The 24,699-nt window shown below is 34.1% G+C and carries 23 protein-coding genes and 1 tRNA gene; 12 read left to right on the forward strand and 12 right to left on the reverse strand.

Going from position 1 to position 24,699, the window contains the following annotated elements:
• The 7 genes from folK to AC30RD_RS00670 form a co-directional block, all read left to right on the forward strand.
• Nucleotides 1-326, forward strand: a 326-nt coding sequence (folK, locus tag AC30RD_RS00640) for a 2-amino-4-hydroxy-6-hydroxymethyldihydropteridine diphosphokinase (RefSeq protein WP_489492190.1), incomplete at its 5' end; no start/stop codon positions are given.
• 1 nt (nucleotide 327) lies between these two features.
• Nucleotides 328-1,134, forward strand: coding sequence for a P-loop NTPase (locus AC30RD_RS00645; RefSeq protein ID WP_489492191.1), 807 nt, complete (start codon nucleotides 328-330; stop codon nucleotides 1,132-1,134).
• A gap of 56 nt (nucleotides 1,135-1,190) precedes the next feature.
• Nucleotides 1,191-2,207, forward strand: coding sequence for a tRNA 2-thiouridine(34) synthase MnmA (mnmA, locus tag AC30RD_RS00650; protein ID WP_489492193.1), 1,017 nt, complete (start codon nucleotides 1,191-1,193; stop codon nucleotides 2,205-2,207).
• A gap of 40 nt (nucleotides 2,208-2,247) precedes the next feature.
• The gene (locus tag AC30RD_RS00655; protein WP_489492194.1) at nucleotides 2,248-3,177 is read left to right on the forward strand and encodes a ribose-phosphate pyrophosphokinase; all 930 of its coding nucleotides are present in this window, start codon (nucleotides 2,248-2,250) and stop codon (nucleotides 3,175-3,177) included.
• 9 nt (nucleotides 3,178-3,186) lie between these two features.
• Nucleotides 3,187-4,977, forward strand: a complete 1,791-nt coding sequence (lepA, locus tag AC30RD_RS00660; protein ID WP_489492195.1) for a translation elongation factor 4 — start codon at nucleotides 3,187-3,189, stop codon at nucleotides 4,975-4,977.
• 9 nt (nucleotides 4,978-4,986) lie between these two features.
• Nucleotides 4,987-5,475: a hypothetical protein gene (locus AC30RD_RS00665; protein WP_489492196.1), complete on the forward strand. Its 489-nt coding sequence runs from the start codon at nucleotides 4,987-4,989 to the stop codon at nucleotides 5,473-5,475.
• Nucleotides 5,476-5,479: 4 nt separating this feature from the next.
• On the forward strand, nucleotides 5,480-6,049 hold the full coding sequence (locus tag AC30RD_RS00670; RefSeq protein ID WP_489492197.1) for a ComF family protein: 570 nt from the start codon (nucleotides 5,480-5,482) through the stop codon (nucleotides 6,047-6,049).
• Here AC30RD_RS00670 and AC30RD_RS00675 read toward each other — a convergent pair.
• Nucleotides 6,046-6,492 (reverse strand): acyloxyacyl hydrolase, encoded by a 447-nt coding sequence (locus AC30RD_RS00675; RefSeq protein WP_489492198.1) that lies wholly within the window; start codon nucleotides 6,490-6,492, stop codon nucleotides 6,046-6,048. The genes AC30RD_RS00670 and AC30RD_RS00675 overlap by 4 nt on opposite strands.
• On the reverse strand, nucleotides 6,492-6,824 hold the full coding sequence (locus tag AC30RD_RS00680; protein ID WP_489492199.1) for a hypothetical protein: 333 nt from the start codon (nucleotides 6,822-6,824) through the stop codon (nucleotides 6,492-6,494). Before AC30RD_RS00680 ends, AC30RD_RS00675 begins: the two co-directional genes overlap by 1 nt.
• Before the next feature lie 133 nt (nucleotides 6,825-6,957).
• Here AC30RD_RS00680 and AC30RD_RS00685 point away from each other — a divergent pair, with 133 nt between their 5' ends.
• A complete protein-coding gene (locus AC30RD_RS00685; protein ID WP_489492200.1) occupies nucleotides 6,958-8,064 on the forward strand; it encodes a methyl-accepting chemotaxis protein in 1,107 nt (368 codons plus the stop codon).
• Nucleotides 8,065-8,072: 8 nt separating this feature from the next.
• Here the strand turns inward: AC30RD_RS00685 and AC30RD_RS00690 are convergent.
• From AC30RD_RS00690 to gyrA, 6 genes are all read right to left on the reverse strand, one after another.
• Nucleotides 8,073-8,147: transfer RNA gene (locus AC30RD_RS00690), tRNA-Asn, on the reverse strand.
• A gap of 51 nt (nucleotides 8,148-8,198) precedes the next feature.
• A complete protein-coding gene (locus AC30RD_RS00695; RefSeq protein ID WP_489492201.1) occupies nucleotides 8,199-9,107 on the reverse strand; it encodes a radical SAM protein in 909 nt (302 codons plus the stop codon).
• A complete protein-coding gene (hemE, locus tag AC30RD_RS00700) occupies nucleotides 9,104-10,126 on the reverse strand; it encodes a uroporphyrinogen decarboxylase (protein WP_489492202.1) in 1,023 nt (340 codons plus the stop codon). The genes AC30RD_RS00695 and hemE overlap by 4 nt, the downstream gene beginning before the upstream one ends.
• Nucleotides 10,127-10,154: 28 nt before the next feature.
• Nucleotides 10,155-10,673: a YqhA family protein gene (locus AC30RD_RS00705; RefSeq protein ID WP_489492203.1), complete on the reverse strand. Its 519-nt coding sequence runs from the start codon at nucleotides 10,671-10,673 to the stop codon at nucleotides 10,155-10,157.
• Complete coding sequence (locus AC30RD_RS00710) at nucleotides 10,670-11,698, reverse strand: aspartate-semialdehyde dehydrogenase (RefSeq protein ID WP_489492204.1); 1,029 nt, start codon at nucleotides 11,696-11,698, stop codon at nucleotides 10,670-10,672. The genes AC30RD_RS00705 and AC30RD_RS00710 overlap by 4 nt, the downstream gene beginning before the upstream one ends.
• Nucleotides 11,685-14,159 (reverse strand): DNA gyrase subunit A, encoded by a 2,475-nt coding sequence (gyrA, locus tag AC30RD_RS00715; RefSeq protein WP_489492205.1) that lies wholly within the window; start codon nucleotides 14,157-14,159, stop codon nucleotides 11,685-11,687. The genes AC30RD_RS00710 and gyrA overlap by 14 nt, the downstream gene beginning before the upstream one ends.
• A 62-nt stretch (nucleotides 14,160-14,221) precedes the next feature.
• Here gyrA and AC30RD_RS00720 point away from each other — a divergent pair, with 62 nt between their 5' ends.
• Nucleotides 14,222-14,449 carry a hypothetical protein gene (locus tag AC30RD_RS00720; RefSeq protein ID WP_489492206.1) on the forward strand — a complete coding sequence of 76 codons (228 nt, stop codon included), beginning with the start codon at nucleotides 14,222-14,224 and terminating at the stop codon, nucleotides 14,447-14,449.
• Here the strand turns inward: AC30RD_RS00720 and AC30RD_RS00725 are convergent.
• The 4 genes from AC30RD_RS00725 to AC30RD_RS00740 form a co-directional block, all read right to left on the reverse strand.
• Nucleotides 14,446-16,353 carry a nitrite/sulfite reductase gene (locus tag AC30RD_RS00725; protein ID WP_489492208.1) on the reverse strand — a complete coding sequence of 636 codons (1,908 nt, stop codon included), beginning with the start codon at nucleotides 16,351-16,353 and terminating at the stop codon, nucleotides 14,446-14,448. The genes AC30RD_RS00720 and AC30RD_RS00725 overlap by 4 nt on opposite strands.
• Nucleotides 16,347-18,275, reverse strand: a complete 1,929-nt coding sequence (locus tag AC30RD_RS00730; protein WP_489492209.1) for a molybdopterin oxidoreductase family protein — start codon at nucleotides 18,273-18,275, stop codon at nucleotides 16,347-16,349. Before AC30RD_RS00730 ends, AC30RD_RS00725 begins: the two co-directional genes overlap by 7 nt.
• 85 nt (nucleotides 18,276-18,360) lie before the next feature.
• Nucleotides 18,361-19,980: a bifunctional protein-serine/threonine kinase/phosphatase gene (locus tag AC30RD_RS00735; RefSeq protein ID WP_489492210.1), complete on the reverse strand. Its 1,620-nt coding sequence runs from the start codon at nucleotides 19,978-19,980 to the stop codon at nucleotides 18,361-18,363.
• Nucleotides 19,980-21,257, reverse strand: a complete 1,278-nt coding sequence (locus tag AC30RD_RS00740) for an MFS transporter (protein WP_489492211.1) — start codon at nucleotides 21,255-21,257, stop codon at nucleotides 19,980-19,982. Before AC30RD_RS00740 ends, AC30RD_RS00735 begins: the two co-directional genes overlap by 1 nt.
• 347 nt (nucleotides 21,258-21,604) lie before the next feature.
• On the opposite strand from AC30RD_RS00740, the gene AC30RD_RS00745 reads away from it, so the two are divergent.
• From AC30RD_RS00745 to AC30RD_RS00755, 3 genes are all read left to right on the forward strand, one after another.
• Nucleotides 21,605-22,885, forward strand: coding sequence for an ammonium transporter (locus AC30RD_RS00745; protein ID WP_489492212.1), 1,281 nt, complete (start codon nucleotides 21,605-21,607; stop codon nucleotides 22,883-22,885).
• A 75-nt stretch (nucleotides 22,886-22,960) separates the two neighbouring features.
• Entirely contained in the window at nucleotides 22,961-23,299 is a 339-nt protein-coding gene (locus AC30RD_RS00750) for a P-II family nitrogen regulator (RefSeq protein WP_489492214.1), read from the forward strand.
• 113 nt (nucleotides 23,300-23,412) lie between these two features.
• On the forward strand, nucleotides 23,413-24,639 hold the full coding sequence (locus tag AC30RD_RS00755) for an ammonium transporter (RefSeq protein ID WP_489492215.1): 1,227 nt from the start codon (nucleotides 23,413-23,415) through the stop codon (nucleotides 24,637-24,639).
• The last annotated feature ends 60 nt before the right edge of the window (nucleotides 24,640-24,699 follow it).

A 24,699-nucleotide genomic window follows, 5' to 3' on the forward strand; every position in this document is an offset into this window, starting at 1 on the left:
TAAACTCGAATTCAAAAATCTCTATAATAGCGACATCTCCGCTTTTAAAAAATCCCCCCTTTGGATATATAAATCAGCCATATTTTTATAACGGTATAATAGTTTTAAAAACTTCTTATAATCCCTACTCTTTTTTAAGATATCTTTTGGATGTGGAAAAAAGGTTTAAAAGAGTTAGAACCTTTAAAAACGCGCCAAGAACTTTGGATCTTGATATTATATTTTTTGATAATAAAAAGATTAACAAAAAAGATCTTACAATACCTCACCCATATTGGGAAGTTAGGGAGTCTGTAACTATTCCTTTATCATTAGTTGGAGTATAAATTGAGATTTGTAACTATTACAAGCGGAAAAGGCGGTGTTGGAAAAAGCACAATAAGTGCAAATCTTGCGTTTGCACTATCTCAATATGGATATAAAGTGGCAATTTTTGACGCTGATATCGGGCTTGCCAATCTTGATATTATTTTCAATGTTCAGCCAAAAAAGAATATTTTAGACGTATTAAAAGGTGAGATAGAGTTTGAAAATATTTTAATAAATATCAATAAAAATCTCATCCTAATTCCCGGAGAAAGCGGAGAGGAGATTTTAAGTTTTGAAGATAAAGAGCTAATTGAGAGATTTTTAAAAGGGGTGGAAAAATTTAGGAGTTTTGATTTTTTGATTATTGATACGGGGGCCGGAATCGGTGAGAGTGTCAGAAGATTTATAGATGCCTCTACCGATACTATCGTAGTTACGGTTCCAGATCCGTCCGCGATAATGGATGCCTATGCGATGATAAAATATAGCAGTAAAATAAAAGATGAAATATTTATGATATTAAACGAGGTTAAAAATAAAAGCGAGGCTTTGGCAATATACAATAAAATCCACGCAGTTGCGAAAAAACATCTTGAAAATATGGCAAAACTTCAATTTTTAGGGTATATTGAAGAAAGTAAGCTGATAGCTCAATGTTCAAAAAATAGAGAACTTTTTTTGAAAAAAGAGCCTCTAAGCAAACCTTCGTTGCAAATGGTGGATATCGTAAAAAAGCTTACGGCAAATAGAACAAAAGAGGGCGAAGAGATATCTAAGGATAATACAATAGCCATATTTTTCAAAAGGCTTTTGAGTAATTTTTAAAATATTTGCAAATTTATAACTTTTTTGATAAATTCAAAACAAAAACGGAGTAAAAATTGAGTAAAGTTTTGGTTGCTTTAAGCGGGGGAGTAGATTCTACCGTTGCGGCGTATCTTTTGAAAAAAAAGGGGTTTAAAGTAATCGGCGTTTATATGAAGCTTCACAAAAATGAGGAGTATCATAAAAAAAATATAAATAATGTAAAAAAAGTGGCAAACTTTTTAGATATTGAAGTTGATATACTCGATAAAACGGAGGATTTTTTAGAAAAAGTCTATACACCTTTTGTTCAAACATATATAGACGGAAAGACTCCAAATCCATGTGCTGTTTGCAACAGATATTTGAAATTTGGGGCTTTGCTGGATTATGCGGATTTTAAAGGGGCTGAGTTTTTAGCTACGGGACATTATGTAAAAACGGACGGTAAATTTTTATATGAAGCAAAAGATAAAAGTAAAGATCAGAGCTATTTTTTATTCAATATAGAAAAAAGGGCGCTTCCAAGGGTTATTTTTCCTTTGGGGGATATGTATAAAGATGAGGTTAAAGAGATTGCCAAAAATATAGAGCCTTTAAAAGAGATCGCCTCCCAAAAAGAGAGTAGCGAAATCTGCTTTGTGGAAAAAAGTTATATAGATATTTTAAAAGATTACGCAAAAGTGGATATGCCGGGCGAAGTTTTAGATAAAGAGGGTAGGGTTATTGGAGAGCATAAGGGTTATATGCATTATACTATCGGAAAAAGAAAAGGGTTTAAGGTTTATAGGGCAAAACATCCCCATTATGTTCTAAAGATAATTCCGGAAAAAAACCAGATAGTGGTAGGTAAAAAAGAGGATTTAGAAACAACAAAAATAAGATTAAAAGATCTTAATATGTTTGAAGAAAAAAAGGTGTTTGAAGCTTCTATAAAAGTAAGATATAGAATGCCAAAAATTCCATGTTTTGCAAAAATAAAAGATAATTTTGCCGATGTTTTGATGTATCAAGGAGTTTACGGAGTAGCCCCCGGACAGGCGGGAGTATTTTATGAGGGGGATAAGGTTTTGGGAGGCGGTTGGATAGAGTGAAATTTTGGCTATAATTTCAAAAAAATTTATGGGAGAGATTATGAGAGGTTATAAAATCTTTTCTGGAACTTCACATCCTGAGTTTGCAAAAGAGGTGGCAAAATATCTGGATGTTCCTTTAAGTAAAGCTACCGTTAGTAGATTTAGCGATGGGGAGATAAACGTTCAAATCGCTGAGAGCGTTAGAGGTAGAGACGTATTTATCGTTCAGCCTACAGGAAGTCCTGCAAACGATAATTTGATGGAACTTCTTATAATGACTGACGCTTTAAGAAGAAGCAGCGCAAATACTATAACTGCGGTAATTCCATATTTTGGTTACGCAAGACAGGATAGAAAAGCCGCTCCAAGAGTTCCAATTACAGCTAAACTTGTAGCTAATCTTATAGAAATAGCAGGAATTACCAGAGTCATAACGATAGATTTACATGCGGGGCAGATTCAGGGATTTTTTGATATTCCGGTTGATAATCTTTATGGTGCGATTATTTTTATGGATTATGTAAAAAATAAAAATTTAAAAAACCCAATAATCGCAAGTCCGGACATTGGAGGTGTGGCAAGGGCAAGATATTTTGCAAGCAGACTGGGCTGGGATATGGTAATAGTGGATAAAAGAAGAGAAAAAGCAAACGAATCTGAAGTTATGAATATCATAGGAGACGTAGAAGGAAAAGATGTTATTTTGGTTGATGATATGATCGATACCGCTGGAACCATAGTAAAAGCTGCAAAAGCGTTAAAAGAGAGGGGAGCAAACTCGGTTATGGCGTGCTGCACCCATCCTGTGCTTAGCGGACCGGCCTATGATAGAATAGAAAACGGAGAACTTGACGAGCTTGTCGTTTCTAATACCCTTCCTTTAAAAAAGAAGATAGATAAAATAAAGGTATTATCGGTGGCAAATCTTTTTGGAGAAGTTATAAGAAGAGTTTACCATAACGAGAGTGTAAACAGCCTTTTTGTTTAAGGAGAACATTTGGAAAATATAAGAAATTTTTCTATCATCGCCCATATTGATCACGGAAAAAGCACCTTAGCAGATAGGCTTATACAAACCTGCGGCGCGGTTGAAGATAGAAAAATGAGTGAACAGCTTTTAGATACGATGGATATAGAAAAAGAAAGAGGTATTACTATAAAGGCTCAAAGTGTTAGATTAAAATATAAAAAAGATAACAAAGAGTATATATTAAACTTGATAGATACCCCTGGACACGTTGATTTTAGTTATGAGGTTAGCCGCTCTTTGGCCTCAAGCGAAGGGGCTCTTTTGGTTGTTGACGCAAGCCAGGGAGTTGAGGCTCAAACTATAGCAAATGTATATATCGCTTTGGAAAACAATCTTGAATTAATTCCAGTTATTAATAAAATCGACCTCCCAGCAGCAGATCCTGATAGAGTAAAAGAGGATATTGAAAATACTATCGGATTAGACTGCACAGATGCAATTGAGGTTAGCGCAAAAACTGGCATAGGGATAAAAGAGCTGCTTGAGGCTATAATAGATAGAATACCCGCCCCAAAAGGAGATCCAAAAGCCCCTACCAAAGCTTTAATATATGATAGCTGGTTTGATAGCTATCTTGGAGCGTTGGCTCTTGTTAGAGTATTTGACGGAGAAATAAGAAAAAATCAAGAAGTTTTGGTTATGGGAACAAATAAAAGACACGAAGTGTTGGATCTAATGTATCCAAATCCCATAAAACCTATTAAAACCGACTCTATTAAAACTGGAGAAATCGGCATAGTAGTGATGGGACTTAAAAATATCGGAGATGTTCAAGTGGGAGATACAATAACAGATGCTAAAAATCCCACAAAAGAGCCCATTGAAGGATTTGAAGAGGCAAAACCTTTCGTTTTTGCCGGTCTTTATCCTATAGATACCGATAAGTTTGAGGATTTAAGAGAGGCACTGGAAAAGCTAAAATTAAATGATGCCGCCATAAGCTACGAGCCAGAAACTTCAGCCGCTTTGGGATTTGGATTTAGAGTGGGTTTTTTGGGATTATTGCATATGGAGGTTGTAAAAGAGAGGCTTGAGAGAGAATTTGGTCTTGATCTAATAGCAACGGCACCTACGGTTACATATAAAGTATTAAAGACCGATGGAACTAAAATAGAGATACAAAATCCAAGCGAACTTCCTCCCGTTCAGGAGATAGAAAAGATTTATGAGCCTTTTGTTAAAGCAACAATTATAACTCCAACGGAGTTTTTAGGAAATGTTATAACTTTGGTAAACGAAAAAAGAGGCATTCAGCAAAAGATGGATTATTTAACAGAAGATAGAGTTTTGCTTGAGTATGAGATCCCAATGAACGAAATAGTTATGGATTTTTATGACAAATTAAAAACCGTAACGAAAGGTTATGCAAGTTTTGATTATGAGCCAAGCGGATATAAAGAGGGAGATTTGGTAAAACTTGATGTTAGGGTAGCGGGAGAAGTTGTTGACGCATTATCCATTATAGTTCCTAAAGAAAAGGCTATGCAAAGAGGTAGAGAGCTTGTTAAAAAGATGAAAGAGATCGTTCCAAGGCAGCTTTTTGAAGTAGCTATCCAAGCAAGTATCGGAAACAAAATAATAGCGAGAGAAACCGTTAAAGCGATGGGGAAAAATGTTACCGCAAAATGTTACGGCGGCGATATCTCAAGAAAAAGAAAGCTTTTAGAAAAGCAAAAAGCTGGTAAAAAAAGGATGAAAGCCATAGGCAAAGTTCAGCTTCCACAAGAAGCCTTTTTAACCGTGTTAAAGATCGATTAGGGGCGTATTATGAAAAAGATATCTTTTTTAATGGTGGTTTTTTTGATATTTTTAGGATGTGCCGGTAAAGGGATAAATATTTATATTAATGAGCCCACATTTAAAGAGTCTACCAATTTAAGAGTATATGACCAAAGGAAAAATCCAAATGTTATAGGATATATCTATTCTAGAGGAGAGATTGTAGGAGATATCACTTTTTCTACCGAACTTGATAGATATATTTTGGCTTCTTTATCGGATATTAAAAAAGATGCTGATATTTATATAAAAAAATTGGAGATAGTTTATGATAAGTCGAAAGTAACCGGCGAAAATCTAAAAGGCAAAATATCTATAAAAGTTGAGTTTATAAAAAATCAAAAAAAATTGGTTAGAGTTATAAATATAGAAAGAAGTAGATGGATAGCTCCTATTAAAAGCGCAAAAGCAATACAAAAATTTACCAAAGATTTGATAGACGAAGCAATAAGACATTTAAAAAGAATTTTAAAGTAAAACCTTGAGATGCTTAATATGTGAAAAATTATCTTTTTTATATATCTGCAAAGAGTGTCAAAAGAGTGTTTTAAAACCGACGATAACTAAAAGAAAAATTACCGAAGATTTTTACTGTTATTCCTTTTACGGATATAAAAATATTGAAGATCTTATAAAAACAAAGCATAAGGCAATTGGGAGTTTTGTATTTGAGATATTGGCTAAAAACTCTTTTTTAAAATTTGCACAAAATTTTAAAAGCGAATCCAAAATCTACGTTATTCCTATCGATGATAAGATAAAAGATGGTTATTCCCATACGGCGATACTGGCAAAATCTATGAAAAATAGGGTTTTTATACCAAAATATAATACACTTGTGGCTAAAAACAATATCTCATATTCTGGTAAAAGTTATGAATATAGATTGAAAAATCCAAGAGATTTTGAGTTCAAAGGTTTAAAGGGAGTGGATTTGATATTGGTTGATGATATCGTTACTACCGGACTTACTTTAAAAGAGGCCTATTATAAAACAAAAGAGTATGCAAATCCTCTTTTTGCTTTAACGTTAGCGGATGCTAGAGATTAAAATCTTTTGGATATCTCAAGAGTTATAAAATTTTTTCCGCCGTTTGGTTTTTTTATACCGCCGTTGGAGATATGAATAAAATTGATACCAAAATCGATCTTTTTATAAACGATTCCGGCGCCGATTTTTTCCGTGAATTGAAAATTTGTTGATAATTTTTTTGTCGTTTTTGAGATTAAACCGGCTCCTATTTGAAGTTTTAGATATATATTTTTTCCAAAAACGGCGCCTTCGTTTATAAAAATAAAAGAGTTATCTTTTTCTCCTTCCCATCCTCCTATGCTTAAAGAGGTATAGGTGGGAAGGTTAAACATAGGAGTTTGTTTAGATAAATTTATAGAAAGAAAATTGTCACTTAATTTATCTTTCTCCCCGCCGATATCAAATGATAACTCATAAGCAAACAAAAATATGGGAAGTAGTAATAAATATATTTTTTTCACTATTTTTCTATTCCTAAGATATAGTATGTCTCTTTATTTTCAACTTTTTGAAGTTTAACGTTATATTTTTGCGCCCATTTTTGAATTATATCTTTTGCCTCGTTTATAAAATTTTCGTTATCTGTATCTATTTTTATTTTAAAATATGGTTTTGAGCTAGACATTGCCACGTATGAAGAGAGATTTTTTAAATGATCGTTTAAAGCTATTATATGTTTTTTTATATTTTCAAATCCTGGAGTATTATTTTTTATTATCTCTAACTCTTTTAGATTTCTATCGTCGCTGTTATATCCAAGCTGCGTTAACAAACCTTCGTTTGATATGTTCATCTTCTCTCCTTACAAAATTTTTTTTAGTATAACAAAAATATGTTAAAAATTTTTTAGAAAAGGAAAAAAATAATAAAATCAATATTTTCTATGTTATAATTTTTTTTAATAATTTTTATCAAAAGGAAGCAAAATGTTTGGATTTGGCTCTAATGATAACCGATATAAAGATATTATCGAAAAATTAAAAAAAGAGAATGAAGTTTTAAAAGAGGAGAATAAAAAGTTAAAAGAGAATATCGTAAATATCGAAAAATTAAATGAAAAAAAAGATAAAAACATTGTTGAGACGATTTTTGAATCGGAAAACGAAAATCTTATATTTGGTTTAAAAGATATTCAAAAAAATCTCTCTGAATCGGTAAACGAAGCAAAATTTACAATCAACTCAGCCAACGATTTAAACGATAAATTTAATATCATAATAGAAGGCATTACCAAAATTATGAACGATACCGATGTTTTAAACTCTACCGCTTACAATTCAAAAGAGAGCGTAGAAGATCTTTTAAATAGAGCCGACGAAGTGGATAAAATATTGTCTTTTATAAAAGATATTTCCGAACAAACAAACCTACTTGCATTAAACGCCGCGATTGAGGCGGCGCGCGCAGGGGAGTATGGAAAAGGATTTAGCGTGGTGGCCGAAGAGGTTAGAGGACTTGCCGATAGGACTCAAAAAGCCGTTAAAGAGGTTGATAAGATATTAAAGTCCATGAAAGAAGAGATTAGTGAGGTTGGAAAAATAGCGACCGACGTTAGCGAAAAAATAGAATCTATCAATAAAAAAATAGACGGTTTTAAAGATGAACTATCAAATATGAATTCAAAAATCAATTTTACCTTTGAAAAGATTTTAAAGGTTGCAAACAGAGTGTTTATGAGTTTAGCAAAACTCGATCATGTGATTTGGAAGGTAAATACCTATCTTTCCGTTGCGAAAAAGGAACAAACTTTCGAGTATGTGGATTATCACGATTGTAGGTTAGGTAAGTGGTATTATGAGGGCGAGGGAAAAGAGTTTTTTTCAAACACTTCAAGCTTTGCGGAGTTAGAAAACCCTCACGCAACGGTCCATGAAGGCACGAAAAAAATATTTGATCTTTTAAAAATGGATACAAAAGATTTAGAGCGTTTAATAGAGGCAATAAATGAGATGGAAGATGGTAGTAGAAAAGTTTTTGAGATATTGGATAAGATTTTGATAGAAAAAGATAAAGAGGAGTTAAACAGATCTTAAAAAACAAGTGGCTCCGGATGCAGGATTCGAACCTGCGACCAACCGGTTAACAGCCGGTTGCTCTACCACTGAGCTAATCCGGAATCTTTGTAGCCAAAAGACGAGTAGAATTATAAAGGAATTTTTTCTATTTGTCAAGATGATGTGTAAAATTCTACGTTTGAAATATTTATCTTTTTTATTCGATTTTCTTTTAAAAGCTTTTTAAAAATTTCAAGGCTTTTTTTGGAAAAGAGAGTATTGATATCCTCTTTTGTAAAAGGTCTATGTTTTAACGTATTTAAAATCTCTTCTTCGCTCAAATCTTCGTTAAATTTTTTTTCTTTTTTTCTTGATACTATATTTACGGGAATATCTTTTATATATTTTGAAAGTTCAAACAGTGTTTTAAAATCTACAGGTTTTACTTTGTATGCTGGTGGTCTATCTATCGTTCCTATATCAACTCTTTTTGGAGAGATTTTGTGTAGAATTTGGTTTAGTTTGATAAACTCCTCTTTTTTATCGTTTATGCCTTTTACAACAAGTATCTCAACAATTAATACTCCTTTATAATTTTTGCTAAACTCTATCATACCCTCAATAATTTTATCTAGATCTACCCCTTTAATTGGTCTGTCGATCTTTTTAAAACATCTTTTTGTGGCACAATCAAGAGATAGCTTTACGATATCTATTTTTGATAAAACTTTTTGAATATCTTTTTTGAAGATTAATGAAGAGTTTGAAAGGATTAAAAGTTTTTTGTTTTTTTTAATCTCGTTCAATTTATCTACAAGTTTTTCAAGATCCTTATATAAAGTTGGTTCGCCATTGGAAGTTATCGTAATTACGTCAATATTTGGATATTTTTTAAGCGCCTCTTTTACCTCTTTAATAATATCTTCTACATTAGGGGGATTTGGAATATGCTCTTTAGGTTTTGAGGCTTTAAGTTCGCAATAGACACAATCAAAATTACATATTTTTTGCTCTGGGCTTAGATCTATGCCCAGAGAGAGTCCAAACCTTCTAGAGTTTATGGGCCCAAAAATATATTTCATCTTCTTGTTAAATCGTGAACAAGTTCAACAAGATATTTTGCGTTTTCTACGGGGAGATCTGGAAGCATTCCGTGCCCAAGATTAAAAATGTGTCCCTCTTTTGCTCCCATTACTTCTATAATCTTTTCAACGCCCTCTTTTGTTGCATCTTTTGAATAAAGTCTTGTTGGTTCCATATTTCCTTGAAGCACATACTTATCTCCAAGATATTTCTTTGCAAGATCCATAGGAGTAGACCAATCAACTCCGAAAACATCAAATCTTCCGTATATACCTTCAAGATATCCCGCTATTCCTTTGGGAAATAAGATTACTGGAATACCTGGAAATTTTTCTTTTAGAAATTGGGCAATATCAACCATATAGTCCCAACTAAATTCAAAAAATTTATCACGTTCTAACGCGCTTGCCCAACTGTCAAATATCTGAACCGCATCTACACCAGACTCTATCTGTTTTACAAGATAAGCTTTTATGGCTTCTGTTATTTTTATCATAAGAGCATGCATAAATTCTGGGTCTGTATAAATTAGTCTTTTAATGGTTGCGTAGGTTTTAGAGCCGCTACCTTCTACCATATAGGTAGCAAGTGTCCAAGGAGCCCCGCTAAATCCTATAAGGGCTTTATTTTTAGGGAGTTTTTCTCTAACGATTTTGATAGTGTCATATACATAATCGAGTCTGTTTTCAGGGTAGTCATAAAGTCTATCTAAATCTTTCATACTTCTTATAGGGTCGCTAAAAACGGGACCTTCTCCTTTTTCAAATCTCAAATCCATTCCCATCTCAAGGGGAATAACCAATATATCGCTAAATAAAATCGCTGCGTCCACGTCCAATATTTCAACCGGCTGAAGAGTGACTTCTGCGGCCATTTTTGGATTTTTACAAAGAGTTAAAAAATCTCCGGCTTTGTTTCTAACTTCCATATATTCGGGAAGATATCTGCCTGCTTGCCTCATCATCCAGATAGGTGTATAAGGGGTTTTTTTCCTAAAACACGCATCTATAAAAACCATATTTTTCCTTTATTATTTTAATAGTTGATCAATGCTGTTCAGAACCTTTATGTAAAAAATACAATCCAATCGCCAACGCAAAAATAGACAACGCAAAATATAACATCTCAAGAGGAGTAGAATACTCCATATTGATTACTCTTTTAAAAAAACTAACTATCAATACCATAACGATAACTTTTGCCAGTTTATCTTTTAACTGATCAAGATTTTTTATCTTTAAAATACCAGAAGATTCACTTTTTTCCGCTACGTCGATTTTTGAGATGAAAAGCTCGTAAAGACCGAAGCTAAACAGTAGCATAACTACCGCAATAAGATAAAGATCGACCGCCCCTATAATATCTCCTACAATCTTTTCATGAAAATTTTGAGGATGTTTATGGTTTATGATAACATCAAATGTGTATGTGGTCACATGATAAATATCCATACTTGCCACCACAAATAAAACAACCGCTCCTATCATCCCAAAAATTACGGCAAGAAGTATAAAAAGTCTTCCTTGCCACAAAGAGTTTTCAAATATTTTTTCTAATAGATTCATGACTGTTCCATTTCAAGCCATTTTTGAGCAATTCTAACTGCGTTTGTAGCAGCTCCGACCCTTAAGTTATCGGCAACAACCCACATATGCAAAACATTATCTCTGTATACATCTTTTCTGATTCTTCCCACAAATGTCTCATCTTTATCTACAACGACGATAGGCATAGGATAGACGCTGTTTTGCGGCTCATCCATAACGACGATATTTTTTCCGTTATATAAAGCCTCTCTTGCAGCTTCAGCAGTTATATCTTTTTCAAACCATATCGTAACCGCTTCGCTATGTCCTCTCAAAACCGGAACTCTTACACAAGTTGCGCTAACTTCGATATTTTTATGCATTATCTTTTTTGTTTCGTTTACCATTTTCATCTCTTCTTTTGTATAGCCGTTATCCAAAAATTTATCGATTTGCGGGATAACGTTTAGAGCTATTTGGTGAGGAAATTTTTTATGTTCGCTCTCATCAAGTTTAAAAGCAAAAAAATCCTTCATTTGCATAACCATCTCTTCCATTGCGCTTTTTCCGGCCCCGCTTGTTGCTTGATAGGTTGCAACGTCAACCCTTTTTATGCCAAATATATCATCCAGGGGTTTTAGGGCTTGAACCATCTGGATTGTTGAACAGTTTGGATTTGCGATAATTCCTCTATTTTTCCAAGCGGCAATATCTTCTGGATTAACTTCAGGAACAACTAATGGGATATCTTCTTCCATTCTAAAATGGCTAGTATTGTCTATTACTACAGCTCCAGCTTCTGCCGCATATGGAGCGTAATGGGCCGATATGCTTCCCCCGGCACTAAAAAGGGCGATCTCAATATCTTCCTCTTCAAAAACGCTCTCGGTTAACTCTTTGACGGTTATCTTTTCGTTTTTAAATTCAACCTCACTTCCTGCACTTCTAGCGCTTGCCAAAGGGACAAGTTTGTTTATAGGGAAATTTACCTCTTCCAAAACTCTTAGCATCTCTTCGCCTACGGCTCCCGTTGCTCCAACCACCGCTACGTTAACTTTTCTCAATTTCCTCTCCTTTTTCCACGTTCTCTTCTTTTGGACATTTTGCGATACTTACCACTTTATCTTTACCTTCAAGTCTAACTATCATAACTCCGCTTGTATTTCTTCCCGCTTTTCTAATTGATTGCATATCTACTCTAATCATTTTGCCAACGCTTGTTAAAACCATTAAATCTTTATTTTCATCAACTCTTACAACTCCAACTACATCTCCGGTTTTTGGAGTTAGCTTCATAGCGATCACCCCTTTACCGCCGCGAGATTGCTCTCTGTATTCGATTGCTTCGGTTCTTTTTCCTATCCCTTTTTCGCTAACGGTTAAAAGTTCTTGATGCTCATCCTGGATGGTTTCAGCGCCTACAACTTCGTCATTTTCATATTTAAATCTAATAGCAGTAACTCCTCTAGCGCTCCTTCCCATCTCTCTAACATCCTCAACTCTAAATCTAATACACATACCTTTTTTTGTTATAACAAAGAGCCATTTTGTATCCAAAGTTACTATTTTTGCCGTTACCAACTCATCATTTTCATCTAATGTGATCGCTTTAATTCCTCTGCTTCTTATATTGCTAAATTCGCTTAGATTTGTTCTTTTAACAATTCCGTTTTTTGTAAAAAACGCCAAAGACTTATCTTCGCTAAAATCCGTTGTAGGAATAATCGCTTTTATCTTTTCATCCTGCTCAAGATTTAAAAGGTTTACTACCGCTTTTCCTTTAGCGGCTCTTGAGCTTTCCGGGATTTTATAAACTTTTAGCCAGTAAAGCTGCCCTTTATCTGTAATAAACATCAAAGTATCGTGTGTGTTTGATATGAAAAAATCCTCTATAAAATCGTCTTCATATGTTGTAATGGCCGTTTTCCCTTTGCCGCCTCTTTTTTGTTTTTCATACTGTTTTAGAGGAACCCTTTTTATATATCCTCTATGGGTTATGGTAACAACCATCGGTTCGTTAGGGATCAAATCCTCTATATCTATCTCTTCGTAACTTTCAACAATTTGTGTTAATCTTGGAGTGGAGTATTTCTCTTTTAATTCGGTTAACTCCTCTTTTATTATCTCGTTTAGCTTCTCTTCGCTTCTTAAAATGGCAGAGAGTCTTTCAATCTCAGCTAAAAGCTCTTTATACTCATTTTCAAGCTTTTCTCTCTCAAGTCCTGTTAAACGTTGCAATTTCATATCTAAAATTGCGTTGGCCTGAACTTCTGTTAAGTCAAAGTTATCCATTAGCGCAACTCTCGCACTTGGAGTATCTGCGCTTGCTTTAATCGTTTTTATAACATCGTCTATATTTTCTAAAGCCTTAAGAAGACCTTCTAAAATATGGGCTCTTTTTTTCGCTTTTTCAAGCTCAAAAATTGTTCTTCTAATAATTATCGTTTTTCTATGATTTAAAAAAAGATTTAAAAGTTCCAAAAGGGTAAAAACTTTTGGCTCTTTGTTTACGATCGCAAGCAAAATGATTCCAAATGTTATCTCCATATTGGTGGATTTGTAAAGATTGTTTAAAACAATATCGCTAAAAATATCCTTTTTTAGCTCGATTACCACTCTTATACCTTCTCTGTCGCTCTCATCCCTTATTTCGCTAATTCCTTCAATTTGCTTCTCTTTAACAAGGTTTGCGATCTGTTCAATGAGTCTTGCTTTATTTACTTGATAGGGTAGTTCATCTATTACTATAACCTCTTTGTTTCCCTTTTTTTCTATATGGGTTTTAGCTCTAACCTTTATTCTACCTCTTCCGGTTTTGTAAGCGTTTAAGATGCCTTGTTTTCCAAAAATTATCCCCCCGGTAGGGAAGTCTGGGCCCTCTATATGTTCCATAATTTCGCTAAGCTCGGCGTTTGGATTGTCTATCAAAAATAAAAGGGCGTCTATTAACTCATCGAGTCTGTGTGGGGGGATGTTTGTAGCCATACCAACGGCTATCCCGTTTGATCCGTTTAATAAAAGATTTGGAACTCTGCTTGGAAGAACATCCGGTTCTGTTAAGGTATCGTCATAGTTTGGAACAAAATCTACTGTGTCTTTGTCAATATCTCTTAAAAGCTCTTCGGCAATTGATGTCATTCTAGCTTCGGTATACCTCATAGCCGCCGGATTGTCTCCGTCGATCGATCCAAAGTTACCCTGTCCATCTACAAGAGGGATTCTCATTGAAAAATCTTGAGCCATCCTAACAAGAGCGTCGTATACCGCCGTATCTCCGTGAGGGTGATATTTACCTATAACATCCCCTACGATTCTGGCACTCTTTTTATATGCGGCTCTACTTGTTAGACCAAGTTCGTTCATAGCATAAAGTATCCGCCTATGAACCGGTTTTAATCCGTCTCTTGCATCGGGAAGCGCCCTTCCTATGATAACGCTCATAGAGTAGTCAAGATAGCTGCTCTTAACCGACTCTTCTATATCTATCTCTTGAATATCTTGATGTTTTTCAAAAAGATCCGCCATTTAAAACCTCTGTTAAAAATTTTTAGATATTATATCTTTTTTAGACTTTTAAAGGGTTTAATATGGAAATAAACAAAAAAGTTTTACTTTTAGCCATATATAAAAAGAGCAAAGAGGAGAGTTTTAAAGATGTTGTTTTGATGCTTGAAAATACGAGAGTTTTTAGTTTTAAAGAGGGCAAAAAACTTTTAAAAGAGCTAAAAAAAGAAAATTTTTTAAAAGATAACTCCCTAACTATCAAAGGGATAGCGAAGGCAAAAGAGATAGAGAGGGAGTTTAAGCTAAATTAAATCCAGCTATATCCTATTTCTTTTAAAATTTCGCTAAAAACTTTATATCTTTCTTTTTTATTTGGGTGTATCATCTTATAAACAATATCACCTGTCGTTTTTGACAAATTTTTGTTTAGTTTACAAGGATGAGGCGGTTTTTTAGCGCCTAATGGCTCAAAATCATATATCTGGATATATGGCTTTTCTCCCGTGAGATTTTTATAAATATCTATTCCAAAATCAAAAATCTCAAAGGCCTCCATTTTGCCTAAAAATTTATGATTTGAAAGAGAAAATCTAAAATCGATATTTTCTTTTTTCAAAAGAGCGTTAAAAATAATAAAAAAAGATAGTGCACCTGTGGAAAATCCTTCAAAATATCTCTCATAAAACTCTTCAAAACTCTCTTTATCTTTTTTGTTCTTTTTAAACTCTAAAAAAATCTCTTTGATTAAAAATTTCGCGTTTTTTAAAGGAATCGATTTTAAAACTCTTTTAGCCGCTTTTTGCCTTATAAAACTACCTCCCATAAAGATATCCACTCCATACTCTATATTTTCATCGATCAAAGCTTTTGTTCCCAAAAAGCCAATATCTGCCCATTCATGAATTCCACACCCTTTAACGCATCCGCTCCAATGGATTTTCACTTTTGAGTCTTTTATATCTACCTCTTTTGTTAAAAAATTTGCCATCTCTATCGCGTCGGGTTTATTGGCGATTACTCCGAAGCTACACTCTTTTTTCCCGGCGCAGGCTATTAGGTTGTTAAAATATATCGAATCGATATTTTTATATTTTTTAAAAAAAGGTTTATTTAGCATATCTTTTGGATTTTTGAGCGAAGTTATATATAGATTTTGTTCGATAGTGAGTCTTATCTCACCATTGCAATCTTTTGCCATGTTAGCAGCTTCTTCCAAATCGCTTCCGCTAAAAATACCTCCTGGTATCACCGCATGTAGCGCATAAGAGCCATCTTTTAATAAAACCTTTCCCTCTTTTGCGTCAAAATGGTCCATTTTGCATAAAGTGTCTCCCGCACTTTTATACTCTTTGTCGGTATATTTTTCAAATATTTTTTTAAAATTGTCAAATCCTATAGCCTCCAAAAGAAAATATAATCTATTTTTATTTCTATTGTCTCTAAAGCCAAACTCCTTGTAAAACCTTAATAGATTCTCGTAAAATGGAACAATCTCATCTTTTGTTAAAAATATGTTCACATTTTTTGAGATTTTGCCTACTTTTCCTCCAAGATATACGTTAAAACCAAAATCACCATCTTTATTTGCCAAAGCAAAAGAGCAGTCGTGTCCAAAAAGGTTGCATCTATTAGATATAGAGCCAGATATGGCGGTATTGAATTTTCTGGGTAAAGTTCCTATCCACTCTCTTTTTTCCAGAAAAATTTTTTGCATTTTTAATATAGTCGGAAAAACTTCTATATAATTATCGTATGCAATAGCGTCTAAAGGATCTGTGACGATATTTCTAATATTATCGATTCCCGTTTGAAAAGAGGTTAGGTTTACATCTTTTAATCTTTTGAAAATCTCTATTATATTTTCTATCTTTATATATCTTAACTCAAGCTGCATTCTTGTAGTTATGTCTATATAATCTTTAGCGAAATCTTTTGCGATTTGAGCTATAACTTTTGCCTGTTTTGGAGTCAACTTACCTCCTGGGATTCTGATTCTTAACATAAAGCTTTGCGGAGCAAAATCGTTTTTGTCAAAAAGGCCAAAATATTTCAAAAAAACCTTTTTATCCTCCTCGCTTATATATTCGTAACCCTTTTTTGAAGCTTCAATCAGTCTCGCATAGGCTTGATCAAAATCGGTTTTATTTTTTATTTTTTCTATTTTGTTTATTTTTTTTTCTCTTTTTTTGCAAATTTCAAGTAGATTTTCTAACATTTTTCTATCCTTACTGAGGTGTTGTTATATTCTGGTTCTTTGCTTAAAGGGTCTAAATTGCCATCTATTAAAAGGTTTATATCTTTATTATGCATTGGAATGGCAATTACATTTTTTTTAATTTTTGCTATTTTCGCTCTTAATTTTATTTTTCCAAGAGGAGAGACGACCCATACCTTTTCATTTTCAAAAATATTTAAATTTTTAGCGTTCTCTTCGTTTAGTAAAACAAAATCAACCCTGTCGTTAATATATTGGGCTGTTTTGCTCATAGAGTGCCAATGGTTTTTTAATCTAATGGTTACCATTTTAAATGGAAAATCTTTTGTCTCTTTTTTTATAGGATAAATTTTTGGAAAAATCAGTTTTATTTTTGGATTATAATTTTTACCCCATCTAAAATAGGTTTTTAGTTTTTTATAATCTGTTTTATAAATATCAAGGTCCTTTGATAGTCTGGTCATCTCTTTATATTCGTTAAAAATTTCTTCTTCGCTCTCATAATCAAAACCTTTAAAATTTAGCTCTTTTGCTATTAATTTAAATATCTCCCAATCGGCTTTGGCTTCTTTGAGAGGTTTTCTTATAGGTTCTACCAAACTTATATGTCTATCAAGATTTGTTTGAGTTCCTCTTTTTTCGCCCCAGGGAAGAGCCGGAAGGATGAGATTTGCGTATTTTGACGTTTGAGAATTTTTATATGCGTTTAGTTCGATAATAAAATCGATTTTTTCTAAAGAGTTTTGGATAAGTTTTTTATTGGGAAGGCTGTATAAAGGATCTGTGTGGGCTACCAAAAGAAGGTTTAGGTTAGCTTTAGTTATCATCTCGTATGCGGTATAACCTGGAGAATTTGGGATATTTTTTGTTTTCCAAAAATCTTCTGTTTTCTTAATATTTTCCTCGGTATAGTCCATATGAGCCGCTAAAGTGGTAGCCAATCCCCCTACCTCTCGTCCTCCCATAGCGTTTGGCTGTCCGGTTAAAGATAAAAAACCGCTGTTTTTTGAATATCTACCCGTTAATATATGTAGATTCATTAAAGCTATATTGCTGCTTGTGCCGTTAACGCTTTGATTTAGCCCCATAGTCCATAGACTTACTACGCTTTTTGAGTTAATAAACATATCTATAAATTTTTCAAAATCTTTTTTGTTTACCTCACAAATTTTTAAATATCTCTCAATATCAATCCTTTTTAATTTTTCTAAAAAATCTTCGTAACCTTCTATATTTGCTATCTTATCTTCAATAGCTCCCAATTGATAAAATCTTTTTGCCGAGGCTAAAAGAAAATAGATATCTGTAGATGGTTTAATAGGTATATAAAGATCTGCCGCTTTTGCCGTTTGAGTAAATAGAGGATCGATAACTATGAGTTTCAAACCCTTTTTTAGCCTTTTTTTAATTCTGTTAAAAAAAACTACATGGCTTGAGGCCATATTGGCTCCTATGGCTATTAGAAGTTCACTATTTAAAGCTTCGTTCATACTCAAGGGAACATAATCGCTTCCAAGAACCATTTTATGCGCAACTACCGCACTGGCCATACAGAGTCTTGAGTTTGTATCCACATTGTTTGTTTTAATAAACCCTTTTGCTAGTTTGTTAGCTATATAATAATCTTCGTTTAAAAGCTGTCCCGAAAGATAAAAACCAATTTTTTGAGGTTGAATCATTTTGATCTTATTTGCCGCTATTTTTATAGCTTCACTCCAGCTAATTTCCTTAAAAGGAGTGTTTTTATATTCTCTATATAAAGGTGTGGTCAATCTATTTTGGTTTGCAAGATGAGATAGAGCTGCTTTTTTGCATATTAGTCCAAAATTTGTCGGATAGTTTTTGACGCCTACGAATTTATCATTTTTATACTCTATTTTACATCCAACGCCGCAATATCCGCAGAGGGTTTCTTTTGTCATCTATTTCCTTTTTATAAACTCTATATAAAAATTTTATCAGTAAATTATAAAAAAATAGACAATATTTTGATTAAAAAATATTCAATTATTTAAGAAGCAAAAATATTAGAAGAATATTTAATAAAAAAGAGATTATAAAAGCGCTTTTATATACCTTTAGCGGCTCTCTCTCAATCAAAGGGGCGTTTGGGTCAAAATATGGTTTAACATTTGAAGAATTATTTAATTCATAATCCATCTGACTATAATGTTGATACCTTTTTGTCTTATCTATCTCTATAGCTCTTAAAATAACTGCTTCAAACCATTCGGGTATTACTTGGTTTAACTCTTTTATTCTTTTTGCTTTTTTGAAGATTGGATTTGAGAAGGGTTCAATTTCGCCGTATGGATATTTTTTAGTCAAAACCTCATACAAAGTTACTCCGATCGCAAAAATTTCCGTAGATTCGTTTATACTTTCATTTTTAAATCTTTCTGGAGCTAAATAGCTTGGAGTGCCCGCTTTGTTGGTAATAGAAAAAATCTCGACTATTGAGCCAAAATCTACAAGTTTAAACTCTTTTTTTCCTCTTTTTTCGTAAACGATAATATTTTCTGGCTTTATATCACCGTGAACTAGATTATATTTTAGTAGATATTTTGAAGATTTTATTAAAAATTTCGCCAAACTTATCGCCTCCTCGATTTTTAAAGCTCTTTTTTTAATAGCCTCTTTTAGGTTTTTGCCTTCAATATATTCCATTATGTAGTATCTAAAACTTCTATTTTTTGGAATTACCGCCTTTGGAAAAAAACCTGCTTTCAATCTTGAAGCGTTCCACGCCTCTTTTATAAAAAGATCAAGCAACTCTTGATCAAAAATAGCCTCAATTGGGGGGAATTTCATAACATAATATCTATCTTTTTTATAAACCAACCATGTTCTTTTGTTTTTTGATAAAGGTTTTATTAGTTTGTATCCGTCGATAATTTGCTCTTTTTTTAGCGATTTTGGAATTTTAAGATCCAATTTTTTCAATATATTTTTCTTATCAATAGACTCTATTTTGATTACTACCGCGCTTGCATCATCCAAAAGATAATCTTTTACTTTATTGCAGGCATATTTGACTATGGAGCTTGCGTCGTATTTTAGTCTATTTTTGATCTCTTTTTCTTCCAAAACCTCACTCAATCCGTCGCTACAGAGTAAAATAGTATCTTTTTCTTTGATAAAATTTTCGAAAATATAAGGCTCAATCTCCTTATCAAGCCCTATAGCTTGCGTTAAAATATGAGATTTTTCCAAAGTGTGATCAAAAGAGAGTTTTGATAGATTATCCTCTCTTAACAGATATATAGGACTATCTCCAACGTTTGCTCCATAGAGTCTATTGCCCTGTATTATTACCAAACTCAAAGTAGTAACAAATTCGGGGGAGTTATACTCTTTTATTCCCTCTTTATATAAAATGGAGTTGATATTATTTATAAAAATTTTTATGCTTTTTTGTATATCCCAGCTTTTTGGAGCCTGTTTAAAGGAACTTATCATATAATCAACCACTCTTTTTGAGGCGTTTTTAGCCTCTTTTGCGCTTCCTACGCCGTCACATACGACGCCAATTACCAAATCTTCAAACACTCTAACACCAAAAGAGTCTTGAGAAACAAGTTCATCTTTTTTCGCAAGTCCAAAAGCGCTGATTTTATAATTTTGCATTATATTCTACCTCCTGCGCTAACTCCCCAAGTGGTTCTCCATCTTGTTTTTACCATGCTAATTCCAGCTATCGCCGTTGCTACTATTAAAGAGAAAATTAAAAAGCCTACTCCATAACTATCAAAAGTAGCCTTACTCCATCCCAAGGTTTTGACTAAAATGGTTCCCCCAAGACCTCCCGCACATCCTACTATCCCGGTCATTATCCCCATATCTTTTCCAAATCTTTGAGGAACCAGTTGAAACACCGCGCCGTTTGCCATACCCAAAAAGGCCATAATTATAAATAAAGCCCCTATCGCTCCATAAAAATCTTTAATCAACGTAGCGTTTAAAAGGGCAAAGATGGCAACTATCGAATAAAAAATATAAAGACTTTTAACCCCTCCCAATCTATCTGCAAGTGCTCCTCCAACCGGTCTTAGCATTGCTCCGGCAAATATACATAAAGCTCCAAAATATCCGGCTATTACTTTAACATTTGATTCATTTAAAAGTTGTAGTCCTATCTCGCTCATTTGCGGCTCGTAAACGTTCATTAAATATACTTTCATATAGTTTGCAAATCCGACAAATCCTCCAAAACTTACCGCATAAAATAGACTAAACCACCATGTATCCTTATCTTGTAATAGCTTTATATAATCTTTTACTCCTTTTTTTCTTGGAGTGTATATATTAGAGGGTGCATCCTTTGCCATTATAATATATATGATTAAGATTAAGGTGGATAATATCGCTCCTACCAAAAAAACCGCTGGCCATCCCCATATCTCGGCGATTTTTGGAGCAAATAAAAAGTCGATTACTACTCCTATGTTTCCTGCTCCAGCAAGTCCCAAAACGACACCTTGCAGTCTTGGAGGATACCACTGTCCCGCTTGCGGGAGAGCAACAGCAAAACTTGCCCCGGCAAATCCAAGAGCTAAGGCTACTGCAAGAAGCTCGTAATATGTTATGTTTTCCCCTTTAAAATATGTATAAAATAGAGCTAAAATCACAATCGTCTGTGAGATGATCGCAGTTTTTTTGGCTCCCATATTATCAACCAAAAAGCCAAGAACTATTCTAAGTAGCGCACCGCCAAGTATAGGAATAGCCAATAGTGTAGCTTTTTGGTTCGGATCCAAAAAAATTCCGTTTTTTGCCAAAGACTCTCCAATTTCGCTAGCCAAAGGACCAAGCATCGTCCAAACCATAAAACTAAAATCAAAATATAAAAAAGCGGCTATTAACGTTGGGAAGTGTCCGGCCGATTTTAATTGCGCTATTTTCATAAAATTCTCCTTTATGAGTTTTTGAAATTCTATAATATATATATGCAAAAATTAGACAATAACTTGATTAAAAAATAATCAAGAAAATATTTTTAAAAAGAAAAGTTTAAAAAGATTCTATATGGTTTATCTAAGAGCATAGAGTTTTGGAAAAGATATAATGTAATTTTTCAAAGGATTAAATCGCAAACTGAGTAAAAATCATATCTATATCGAGGGAGATTTGGTAAATTTTGAGAATGTTTATATTGATAGGAATAAAAATGATTATTTTTTAATCACAAAAAAGAATAAAAAGAGTGAAATAGTTGATAAAATTTTTGTGACAAAATAAAAAAGGAGAAGTGATGAAGAAGTTGAAATTTTCGCTTTTGGCGTTTTTACCCTCGATGCTTTTAGCCGAAGATAAACTAAATAGCGGGGACACGGCGTGGATGATCGTGGCGACCGCTTTTGTTATGCTAATGACTCCAGCGGGTCTTGCGCTATTTTACGGCGGTATGACAAGAGCTAAAAATATATTAAACACATATATGATGGTTTTTATAGCTTACGTTATTGGTTCTATCGTTTGGGTTCTTTGGGGATACTCTTTGGCTTTTAGCGGTGATGGAGCGGTTATTGGGGATTTGAGTAAAATATTTTTAAAAGGAGTAAATTCAGATAGTTTAAGCGGAACTTATCCGGAATTTGTTTTTATCGCTTTTCAGGGAACTTTTGCTGCTATAACAGTGGCAATAGCAAGCGGTTCGGTTATTGAGAGGCTAAAATTTTCCACATGGCTGATCTTTAGCGTTCTTTGGGTAACTTTTGTATATGTTCCCATAACTCATATGGTTTGGGGAGGAGGATTTTTATATAATGATGGCGCTTTGGATTTTGCCGGAGGAACGGTTGTTCATATGAACGGTGGTTTGGCAGGATTGATTATGGCTTTAATGCTTGGAAAAAGAAAAAATTATCCAAAAGAGCCTATGAAACCTTCAAGCATAATTTTAACGGCTCTTGGTGCGGCGCTTTTATGGTTTGGATGGTTTGGATTTAACGCGGGAAGCGAATTTGCTGCAGATGGCGTCGCGGGAAGCGCGCTTTTGATGACAAACTTTGCCGCTGCTATTGGTGCTTTAACATGGATCGTTATTGAGTGGACAAAATATAAAAAGCCTACCCTTCTTGGTGCGGCTACGGGTGCGGTTGCCGGTCTTGTAGCAATAACTCCGGCTGCCGGCTTTGTTGATGTTTTTGGAGCTTTGATCATAGGAATGGGTGGTAGCGTTTTTGGATTTTTTGGCGTTGTTTGGCTTAAGAAAAAACTAAAATATGATGATAGTTTAGATGCTTTTGGAGTCCACTTTTTAGCAGGACTATGGGGTGCGATAGCAACCGGGATATTTGCCCTTGAAAATCTTGCTTGGGATGGAAGCCCTCTTAAGGATCATGGCGATAGAGCCGCTCAAATGGTTGTTCAGCTTGAATCTGTTGTTGTTACGATGATCTATACCGCGATAGCTACCGCGATCGTATATTTCGTATCAAGCCTGTTAACCGGAGGGGCGAGAGTGGATGAAGAGACCGAAACTGTAGGTCTTGATGAAGCGGTTCACGGCGAAAGAGGATTTAATCTATAATTTGGTATTATTTTAAGAAAGGTTGAAGGGAGGAAAATCTCTTTCTTCCTTATCCATAAGAAAAAAGGAGAAGACATGAAAAAAATAGAAGCGATTATAAAACCTTTTAAACTTGAAGATGTAAAAGAGGGGTTGGCTGAGCTTGGAATAACGGGAATGACAGTAACGGAAGTAAAAGGTTACGGTAGACAGCAAGGTCATAGCGAATTATACAGAGGTGCGGAGTATGCGGTTGATTTTTTGCCAAAAATTAAGATAGAAGTGGTAGTGCCGGCCGAAGAAGTAGATAACGTAATAGAAAAAATTATCGAAAACGCAAGAACCGGAAAGATAGGTGACGGTAAAATATTTGTTACAGATATCGAAAAAGTTGTAAGAATAAGAACGGGAGAGACAGACGAAGAGGCTCTTTGATTGTATAATTTTTATTCAAAATTTTTAAAAAAATATTTATATTGATTAAATTTTAATCACACTTATCTCCGTCCTTTTGATAAAATTACAAAAATTCATCAAAAGGACGGTATATGGAAAAAATTGTATCTGCCGATAATGTTTGGATACTTGTCTCTACTGCTTTTGTTCTGCTTATGACTATGCCAGCTCTTGCAATATTTTACGGAGGTCTAACAAGAAATAGAAGTATTTTAAATACTATTATGATGGTTTCCATCGCGTTTTGTTCTGTTAGTTTTATTTGGCTAATTTATGGATATTCGTTGACTTTTGGGGATAGTGTAGGAGGTTTTATAGGAAATTTAAAATATCTGTTTTTAAAAGGAATAAACCCAACAGATCCAGCACCCGCTGCTGAAAATCTATATCATTATCTTTTTATATTTTTTCAGATGACTTTTGCGGCGATTACCGTTGCTTTGATGGCGGGTGCGTTTATTGAGAGATTGAAATTTTCCGCATGGATATTGATAACTATTATTTGGGCTACGCTTGTATATTTTCCAGTTGCCCACTGGATATGGGGAGGCGGCTGGTTAAGTGATATAGGAACCCTTGATTTTGCCGGAGGATTGGTTGTTCATGAGACTTCAGGTCTTTCAGCTTTGGTAGGAGCCATAATACTTGGTAAAAGAAAAGAGGCCGTTATGTTGCCTTCATCTTTACCCCTTGTTGCCATAGGAACCGGTCTTTTGTGGTTTGGATGGTTTGGATTTAACGGGGGAAGCGCTCTTGGAATGAACGCTCAGGCAATAAGTGCGGCTTTTTCAACAACTGTTGCAGCCTTTGTAGCCGGCGCTTTATGGATGTTTTTGGAGTGGAAAAAGTTTAAAAAGCCAACTTCGCTCGGTCTTTTTACAGGATTTATCGCCGGACTTGCAACTATTACTCCAGCTTCTGGTTTTGTGGATATTTTTGGTGCGATGATAATAGGGATTATTGGATCTTTAGTCTGTTTTTGGGCTGTGGTATATCTAAAAAATAGATTTAAATATGACGATAGCTTAGACGTTTTTGGAGTTCACGGAGTTGGTGGAATAGTTGGATCTATAATGCTTGCTATTTTGGCAAAACCCGAAATTGGAGAAGTTAAAGGTCTCTTTTTTGGAGGGGGTTTTTCTCAATTAAATAGCCAGATGATAGGATTGTTTGCTGTTGGTATTTATTCGGTTGTTTTAACGATTATAATTTTTAAAATAGTTGATAAATTGGTGGGATTAAGAGTTAGCAAAGATGATGAGATTGAAGGACTTGATGAAGTAATCCACGGTGAAAAAGCCTATTCTAAAGAGTATTGAGTATAAAATCCTTAAAATTTCTTCGAGGACTTACCTCGAAGAATTTTAATTTATTTAAGC

This window comes from Nitrosophilus sp., from assembly GCF_982775275.1.